At 62.9% G+C, this 7,304-nt stretch carries 9 protein-coding genes; 6 read left to right on the top strand and 3 right to left on the bottom strand.

What is annotated here, in order from left to right; genetic code table 11:
* Positions 1-217 (top strand): Lrp/AsnC ligand binding domain-containing protein (locus tag ACR2JA_RS19235; protein WP_434010673.1); only part of this gene is annotated, 217 nt, incomplete at its 5' end.
* 48 nt (positions 218-265) lie between these two features.
* Here ACR2JA_RS19235 and ACR2JA_RS19230 read toward each other — a convergent pair.
* Both ACR2JA_RS19230 and ACR2JA_RS19225 read right to left on the bottom strand, forming a co-directional pair.
* Positions 266-1,843: a hypothetical protein gene (locus ACR2JA_RS19230; RefSeq protein WP_434010672.1), complete on the bottom strand. Its 1,578-nt coding sequence runs from the start codon at positions 1,841-1,843 to the stop codon at positions 266-268.
* A gap of 130 nt (positions 1,844-1,973) precedes the next feature.
* Positions 1,974-2,528, bottom strand: coding sequence for a hypothetical protein (locus ACR2JA_RS19225; RefSeq protein ID WP_434010671.1), 555 nt, complete (start codon positions 2,526-2,528; stop codon positions 1,974-1,976).
* Between the two features lie 200 nt (positions 2,529-2,728).
* On the opposite strand from ACR2JA_RS19225, the gene ACR2JA_RS19220 reads away from it, so the two are divergent.
* Positions 2,729-2,929 (top strand): hypothetical protein, encoded by a 201-nt coding sequence (locus ACR2JA_RS19220; RefSeq protein ID WP_434010670.1) that lies wholly within the window; start codon positions 2,729-2,731, stop codon positions 2,927-2,929.
* Complete coding sequence (locus ACR2JA_RS19215) at positions 2,926-3,210, top strand: DUF3617 domain-containing protein (protein WP_434010669.1); 285 nt, start codon at positions 2,926-2,928, stop codon at positions 3,208-3,210. The genes ACR2JA_RS19220 and ACR2JA_RS19215 overlap by 4 nt, the downstream gene beginning before the upstream one ends.
* Here ACR2JA_RS19215 and ACR2JA_RS19210 read toward each other — a convergent pair.
* Complete coding sequence (locus ACR2JA_RS19210) at positions 3,188-3,904, bottom strand: YggS family pyridoxal phosphate-dependent enzyme (RefSeq protein WP_434010668.1); 717 nt, start codon at positions 3,902-3,904, stop codon at positions 3,188-3,190. The two genes, ACR2JA_RS19215 and ACR2JA_RS19210, sit on opposite strands and share 23 nt — an antisense overlap.
* Positions 3,905-3,942: 38 nt before the next feature.
* Between ACR2JA_RS19210 and ACR2JA_RS19205 the strand changes: the two genes are divergently transcribed.
* The 3 genes from ACR2JA_RS19205 to ACR2JA_RS19195 form a co-directional block, all read left to right on the top strand.
* Positions 3,943-4,986 carry a type IV pilus twitching motility protein PilT gene (locus ACR2JA_RS19205; protein WP_434010667.1) on the top strand — a complete coding sequence of 348 codons (1,044 nt, stop codon included), beginning with the start codon at positions 3,943-3,945 and terminating at the stop codon, positions 4,984-4,986.
* A 119-nt stretch (positions 4,987-5,105) separates the two neighbouring features.
* Positions 5,106-6,242: a PilT/PilU family type 4a pilus ATPase gene (locus tag ACR2JA_RS19200; RefSeq protein WP_434010666.1), complete on the top strand. Its 1,137-nt coding sequence runs from the start codon at positions 5,106-5,108 to the stop codon at positions 6,240-6,242.
* Positions 6,243-6,414: 172 nt separating this feature from the next.
* On the top strand, positions 6,415-7,304 hold an 890-nt coding region (locus ACR2JA_RS19195), incomplete at its 3' end, for an NAD(P)-dependent oxidoreductase (protein WP_434010665.1).

The following is a 7,304-nucleotide window of genomic DNA, read 5'->3' as shown; positions in this document are numbered from 1 at the left end:
CGAGTTCAAGGCCGCGGTGCAGGTGCGCGACGAGATCCTGGAATGCCACATGGTGGCCGGCGGCTTCGACTACCTGATCAAGACCCGCATGGCCGACATGGCCGCGTTTCGCGACTTTGCCGGCAGCGTGCTCTGGCAACTGCCGGGCGTGCGCGAGACGCGCACCTACGCGGTGATGGAAGAAGTCAAGAACAGCAGCCGGCTGCCGTTGACATGACGCAAGGTTCTGGAAGCGTGGAGTGACACGGCTGTCCAGGCAATGAAATCAAACCGGGCAGCCTACAGAACCCACATCGGTCAGCACGCATGCACCTGAACCCAGAAACGGTGACCTGATGACCGCCGGAGCGGGTGCAGGCGCAGGGATGGAAGCGGCCTCGCATGCTTGCCTGCGTCGCTCGAACTCCGTTCGAGCTTCGATGTAGCGCCCGTACCGACGATCCTCTTCCGCGAGGAACGCATTCCGCTTGACGCGCCATGCGCGGATTTCCGCTTCGTTATTGGCTCCAGGCAAGGTCCACGCGGATTCGTCCTGGTAGTTGAGGCCTCTGTAAGGCTCTAGGCTGACCTCAAACGAACCGGACGTGAACCGAACCTTTTCCGTGCCAGTCAGCATCGCAAACACCCGACCGACCGGGTATGTTTCTTTGCTGAGAGAGACCGTGGTGCCACTTTTCGGTCGACCAAGCACCTGCAGTTCTTGCGGTACCGTAGAACTCATCGCATAAGACTCCAGGAAGCGAGAAAGGCTGCATTTTGTGATCATGAAAGGCTGCTCTCCCTCGTCAACTGGCCCCCATACATGCGAACAACGCATGGTGCCGCCAAAGCCCTTGCCCACCTGCTGAAGGGTCATGTGCCCCTCAACGCCATGCTGTCTGAGAACTCGACCCCACACACCCCTGACGTTGTCCTCAACGTATTTCCATTGTTCAGGAACGCTGTAACTGAACACAACGCTATCCAGCCGGTGCGAATAGCTGAATGGCATTGCGACGTAAGCAGGCTCTTCCCCCCCGGTCCACGGCGTCTCCACGAAATCCGGGTACGGCGGCAGCGGCTTCTTCGGTGCGCTGTCCAGCGCTTGCAACGCCGCCTCGACGTGCGAACGAATGCGCCCGGCCGTGCTCAACGCCGGATTCAAGTAAATCTCCAGCAGGCCGTGCCCTAGAAAGTCCTTTCTCCCGCTCAAACCCGGTGGGCGAAGCAGGTACCCAGGAATCTGATCCGTGTTGGGTGGAACGAGACCTGCCGCAAACAACCCATTGATCACAACATCGAGATCCGCAAGGGTGTGTACACCGGTCAACTGGGGAGAAGCCGGCGCCACATGCACCACGCGAACCGAATCTGCATCCGACGTGGCCAATGCATGGTCATGTGCCGCATTGACAAACAGGTTTCCCTGAGAATGGGCGAACAGAAGCATCTTGCGCCCCAACCCCACAGCATGATCGATTTGGTCCCGATGACGCTGCGACACGATGGCATGAGTCGCCGGTAGAGCCAGAAAGCGCTCGGCAAGACCACGCGCCATGGTCGCCAAGAAGGTGTTGCCCAGCCCGGTCAGCACATCCCGGGTGGCAGGGATAGCCTGTGTCAGCGCGCCCCACCAGTTGCCACCACCACGGGTGGCTTCAAAGAACAGCTCGAAGCGCCCGCCCAGCAGGTCGACATGCTCCAGCAGTCGCTGCTCGAAAACCTCCACGAAATCCGACAGGCCCTCGGTGTCGTTGTAGTACAGCGTGTAAATGATCGGCTGGCCTTTGGGGGACGTGGGGCCGTAAAGAGGCGGGAGGAATTCCTCCACAACCTTTTGGGCAAAAGCTTCTTCGGTGGCCACACCGTTGAATAAGCCAAATTCGACCCCCTCGCTCGCGCATGTTTCTTGTGCTGACGCTCCTACACAAAACGAGAGAGCCAAAAGCACTGCTGCAGCGCGCAACACCGCGCTCCGAACGGAGACAGCGTTCTTATTCACAGGTGTTTCCCTCCGGACGCACCGACACAGAACCACTGCGGGCCTTGTTGTAAGCCAAGTAAGCCTGCAAGCGCTCCTTGGTATTGGTGGTAACTGAACGTAGTTCGTCCATCATTTGATAGCTTGCGATCCGTCCGGCATCACCCGGAAAAGCGAACTTCTGACACGCGATTGCGCGAAAACTCTGCCGCGACACCTCATCCAGCGCCCGCTCATCGTTCTTGTCCACCAACAGCATGGCCTGGTAGGCCCGCGCCATCTGCAGCGCCGCCCGCCGCTGCGCATCGTCGGGGTAGGTCTTGGTGATATACGCATCGATGTCGTCGCGCACCCCATTGCGGTCGATGTCGATGCCTTCGATCATCGGCAGGCGCTCCAGCTTCGGAATCGCGCCGCTGGCTTCGAGCTGCGCCAGCCTGGCTGCGTCGGTTGGCGTCGATTGGGCTTCGGTAGGGGCCGGCGCGCTGTCGCCACAGGCGACCAGCGCCAGGCTGCACAAGCCAACACCCAGCCAGCGCCGGCTCCGATCCAATGCAATGGATGTCATGCGATTTCCTCCTGAATGTTCTGTGAACGGCCGTTGAAGTGCCAAAGTCTCCGACACGCGTCATGAGATGATACGAAACGTGTCCCAATGACGATGTCATCTGTTCACCTCGCCAGGGGCAGGTCACGACAATCAAGGCTTGCCATTCGGGGAGGGGCATGTGCTCGAACTCGCGATTTTTAATCTGTTGGCTGTTGTGCGTGTCCAGTTCGCTGTCCCACAGCATCAAGCCCGGCCTGTGGGAGATGCGGCACACGATGGGCGGCAAGCCGCAGATGGACCAGGTCATAGCTCAGATGGAAAAACAGATAGAGACCATGCTGGGCCAGCAGGGAGTGACCATGCCCACCCCGGGCGCCGGCGGCAGCATGGCGAGAAGATTTGCATCACCCCCGAAATGACCGCCCGCAGCGAGCTGCCCAGCCAGAGCGAAGGGCAGTGCACAAGCACGGTGATCTCGCGCAGCGGCAACACGCTGAAGATGCACTTTGTCTGCCAGACCCCGCCGTCCACCGGCGAAGGCACCTACATCTTTAGCGGCGACAACGCCTACACGATGAAGATGGTGATGACCACCACCCGCCAGGTCAAGCCCGAGTCCATGACCATGGACGGTCAGGGGCGGTGGCTGTCGGCCAGGTGCGGGGCGGTCAAACCGGTCAAGCCGTCGCCGCGGTCTTGAGCGGCCGGTGACCAAACACCGCCCGCCCCACGCGCACCATGGTCGAACCTCCCGCGATGGCGGCGTCCAGGTCCTCGCTCATGCCCATGGACAGCGTGTCCAACCCCAGGCCTTGGACATTGAGGGCATCGAACAGGGCTCGGGCCTGTTGGAACACCGCCAGCTGGGCGTCAAAGCCATCCGCCGGCTCGGGAATGCACATCAGCCCGCGCAGCTTCAGGTTCGGCAAGGCCGCAACCGCTGCCGCCAACGCCGGCAGCTCGTCCGGTGTCACGCCGGACTTGTTGGCACCGCCGTCCACATTGACCTGCAGGCACACCTGCAGCGGCGGCAGATCGGCCGGCCGCTGCTCGCTCAGGCGCTGCGCGATCTTGAGCCGGTCCACCGACTGCACCCAGTCGAAGTGCGTGGCCACCAGCCGCGTCTTGTTGCTCTGCACCGGGCCGATGCAATGCCAGGTGATGACCGCCTGCGGATGCGAGGCGCGCAAGGCCAGGATTTTCTCGACCCCTTCCTGGATGTAGTTCTCGCCAAACGCGGTCTGGCCCGCGGCCAGTGCATCGGCCACGGCATCGGGTCCGAAGGTCTTGGAAACGGCCAGCAATGTGACAGCGTTCACATCCCGGTCCGCCTGGCTGCAGGCCGCTGCCATCCGGCTGCGCACCTGTTGGAGATTGGTTTCAATCGTCGTCATAATCAGTCGCTACACCCAACACAGCACGGAACTTCCGGATGGACATCACGCAACTGCTCGCCTTCAGCGTCAAGAACAAAGCGTCCGATTTGCACCTCTCCGCCGGGTTGCCGCCCATGATACGGGTGCACGGCGACGTGCGCCGCATCAACGTCGAGCCGCTGGACCACAAGATGGTCCACAGCATGGTGTACGACATCATGAACGACAGCCAGCGCAAGCAGTACGAAGAGTTCCTGGAGTGCGACTTCTCGTTCGAGATCGAAGGCCTGGCGCGTTTTCGCGTCAACGCCTTCAACCACAACCGCGGCGCGGGTGCGGTGTTCCGGACGATTCCCAGCAAGATCCTCACGCTGGAGCAGCTCAACGCGCCCAAGATCTTCGGCGACCTGGCCCTGCGCCCCCGCGGCCTGGTGCTGGTGACTGGCCCCACCGGCTCGGGCAAGTCCACCACGCTGGCCGGCATGGTCAACCACCTCAACGAAACCGAGTACGGCCACATCCTCACGGTGGAAGACCCGGTGGAATTCGTGCACGAATCCAAAAAGTGCCTGGTCAACCAGCGAGAGGTCGGCCCGCACACGCTGAGCTTTTCCAACGCGTTGCGCTCGGCCCTGCGCGAAGACCCGGACGCGATCCTCGTGGGTGAAATGCGCGACCTGGAAACCATCCGACTGGCCATGACCGCGGCCGAAACCGGCCACCTGGTGTTCGGCACGCTGCACACCTCCAGCGCGGCCAAGACCATCGACCGGATCATCGACGTGTTCCCGGCCGAAGAAAAGGACATGGTTCGCGCGATGCTGTCCGAATCGCTGGAGGCTGTGATCTCGCAAACGCTGGGCAAGGTCAAAGACGGCACGGGCCGCGTGGCAGCGCACGAAATCATGCTGGGTACCAGCGCCATCCGCAACCTGATCCGCGAGGCCAAGGTGGCGCAGATGTACTCGGCCATCCAGACCGGCAACAGCGTGGGCATGCAGACGCTGGACCAGAACCTGTCCGATCTGGTCAAGCGCAACGTGATCAGCCCGGCCGAGGCGCGCAGCAAGGCCAAGATCCCGGAAAACTTCCCCGGGTAGACATGTCAGCCCCCACGCTCCACCGCTGCGCGGGTCGCTGCCCCCCGAGGGGGCTGGCCTTGCTTGGGGCGGCCCGGCGCTGCGGCCGTCCCCGCTGGTGATCTAAAGGACTCAATTCAATGGAACGCGATCAGGCATCGAAATTCATCAACGACCTGCTCAAGCTGATGCTCAGCCGCAGCGGCAGCGACCTGTTCATCACGGCGGACTTTCCTCCGGCGATCAAGGTCGATGGCAAGGTGATCAAGGTGTCACCACAGCCGCTGAACGCTTCGCACACACTGGCGCTGGCGCGCGCCATCATGAACGACAAGCAGGCCGCCGAATTCGAGCGCACCAAGGAGTGCAACTTCGCGATCTCCCCGCCGGCCATCGGGCGCTTCCGCGTCAGCGCCTTCGTGCAGCAGGGCAAGATCGGCATGGTGCTGCGGACCATCCCCGCCACGCTGCCCACCATCGACCACCTGGGCCTGCCGCAGGTGCTCAAGGACGTCGCCCTGGCCAAACGTGGGCTGTGCATCCTGGTGGGGGCCACGGGCTCGGGCAAGTCCACCTCGCTGGCCGCCATGGTGGACTGGCGCAACGAGAACACCTTCGGGCACATCATCACCATCGAAGACCCGGTGGAGTTCGTGCACCCGCACAAGAACTGTGTGATCACGCAGCGCGAAGTCGGTCTGGACACCGACAGCTGGGAAGCCGCGCTCAAAAACACGCTGCGGCAGGCGCCCGACGTGATCCTGATGGGCGAGATCCGAGACCGCGAGACCATGGAGCACGCGATCCAGTTTTCGGAAACCGGCCACCTGTGCCTGGCCACGCTGCACGCCAACAGTGCCAACCAGGCGCTGGACCGGATCATCAACTTCTTCCCGGAAGACCGCCGCCCGCAGTTGCTGATGGACCTGTCGCTCAACCTGCGCGCGCTGATCTCGCAGCGCCTGATCCCGCGCCAGGACAACAAGGGCCGGCACGCCGCGGTGGAGATCATGCTCAACTCGCCGCTGATTTCCGACCTGATCTTCAAGGGCGAAGTGGCCGAGATCAAGGAGATCATGAAGAAAATCACCCAGATGGGCATGCAGACCTTCGACCAGGCGCTGTTCAATGCGTTCGAAGCCAACCTCATCACCTTCGAAGACGCGCTGCGCAACGCCGACTCGCTCAACGACCTGCGCCTGCAGATCAAGCTCAACAGCCAGCGCGCCAAGACGCAGGACCTGGCGGCGGGCACCGAGCACCTCACGATCGTCTAGAGAAACACCCCCGCGCCGCGCCAGAGGGCGCGTCACCCCCTCAAGGGGGCAACGCGGTGCGGCCCGGCAAAGCCGGTTCCGCCGCGTTCTGGCTCAGACATTCTTCGCCGACCACACTGGTTCTTTGGCCTGTTTAGACTGGCTTCCCCTCACTCTCGCTGGAAACCTTCACATGAGCAGCATCGCTTCCAAAACCTACGAATCCGTGGCGCCGAAAAAGGTCGCTTTCCTGGGCCTGGGCGTCATGGGGTTTCCCATGGCCGGGCACCTGGCCAAGGCCGGGCATGCGGTGACCGTGTTCAACCGTTCGCCGGCCAAGGCACAGGCCTGGGTGGCCGAATTCGGTGGAGCGGCCCAGCCGACACCCCGCGAAGCAGCGTCCGGCGCCGACATCGTGTTCTGCTGCGTCGGCAACGACGACGATCTGCGCTCGGTCACCTTGGGCGCCGACGGCGCGTTTGCCGGCATGGCCGCGGGAGCCATCTTCGTGGACCACACCACTGCGTCGGCCGACGTGGCGCGCGAGCTGAATGCAGCGGCCAAGGCGCAGGGCCTGGCGTTTGTCGATGCCCCGGTCTCGGGTGGTCAGGCCGGCGCACAGAACGGACTGTTGACCGTCATGTGCGGCGGTGATGCCTCCGCTTTTGAGGCGGTGCAACCGATTGGCATGGCGTTCTCGCGCGCCTTCACGCTCATGGGTGAGAGCGGCGCCGGCCAGCTGACCAAGATGGTCAACCAGATCTGCATCGCCGGGCTGGTGCAGGGTCTGTCGGAAGCCATTGCCTTTGGCCAGAAGGCTGGCCTGGACATGAACCAGGTGCTGGACGTGATCGGCAAGGGCGCGGCCCAGAGCTGGCAGCTGGACAACCGCGGCAAGACCATGGTGGCCGACAAGTTCGATTTCGGCTTTGCGGTGGACTGGATGCGCAAGGACCTGGGCCTGGTGCTGGACGAAGCCAAGCGCAACGGCGCGCGCCTGCCGGTCACCGCCCTGGTGGACCAGTTCTACGCCGACGTGCAGGCCATGGGCGGGCACCGGCTGGACACGTCCAGCCTGATCAA

Source organism: Hydrogenophaga sp. (assembly GCF_051007235.1).
Lineage (GTDB): Bacteria > Pseudomonadota > Gammaproteobacteria > Burkholderiales > Burkholderiaceae_C > Hydrogenophaga.
This window is presented reverse-complemented; position numbering and strand designations above follow the sequence as displayed.

Bases quoted from the DNA above. Each gene is read 5' to 3' on its own strand.
- ACR2JA_RS19225 (WP_434010671.1), bottom strand. From the start codon at position 2,528: ATGACATCCATTGCATTGGATCGGAGCCGGCGCTGGCTGGGTGTTGGC.
- ACR2JA_RS19215 (WP_434010669.1), top strand. From the start codon at position 2,926: ATGACCGCCCGCAGCGAGCTGCCCAGCCAGAGCGAAGGGCAGTGCACA.
- ACR2JA_RS19210 (WP_434010668.1), bottom strand. From the start codon at position 3,904: ATGACGACGATTGAAACCAATCTCCAACAGGTGCGCAGCCGGATGGCA.
- ACR2JA_RS19205 (WP_434010667.1), top strand. From the start codon at position 3,943: ATGGACATCACGCAACTGCTCGCCTTCAGCGTCAAGAACAAAGCGTCC.
- ACR2JA_RS19200 (WP_434010666.1), top strand. From the start codon at position 5,106: ATGGAACGCGATCAGGCATCGAAATTCATCAACGACCTGCTCAAGCTG.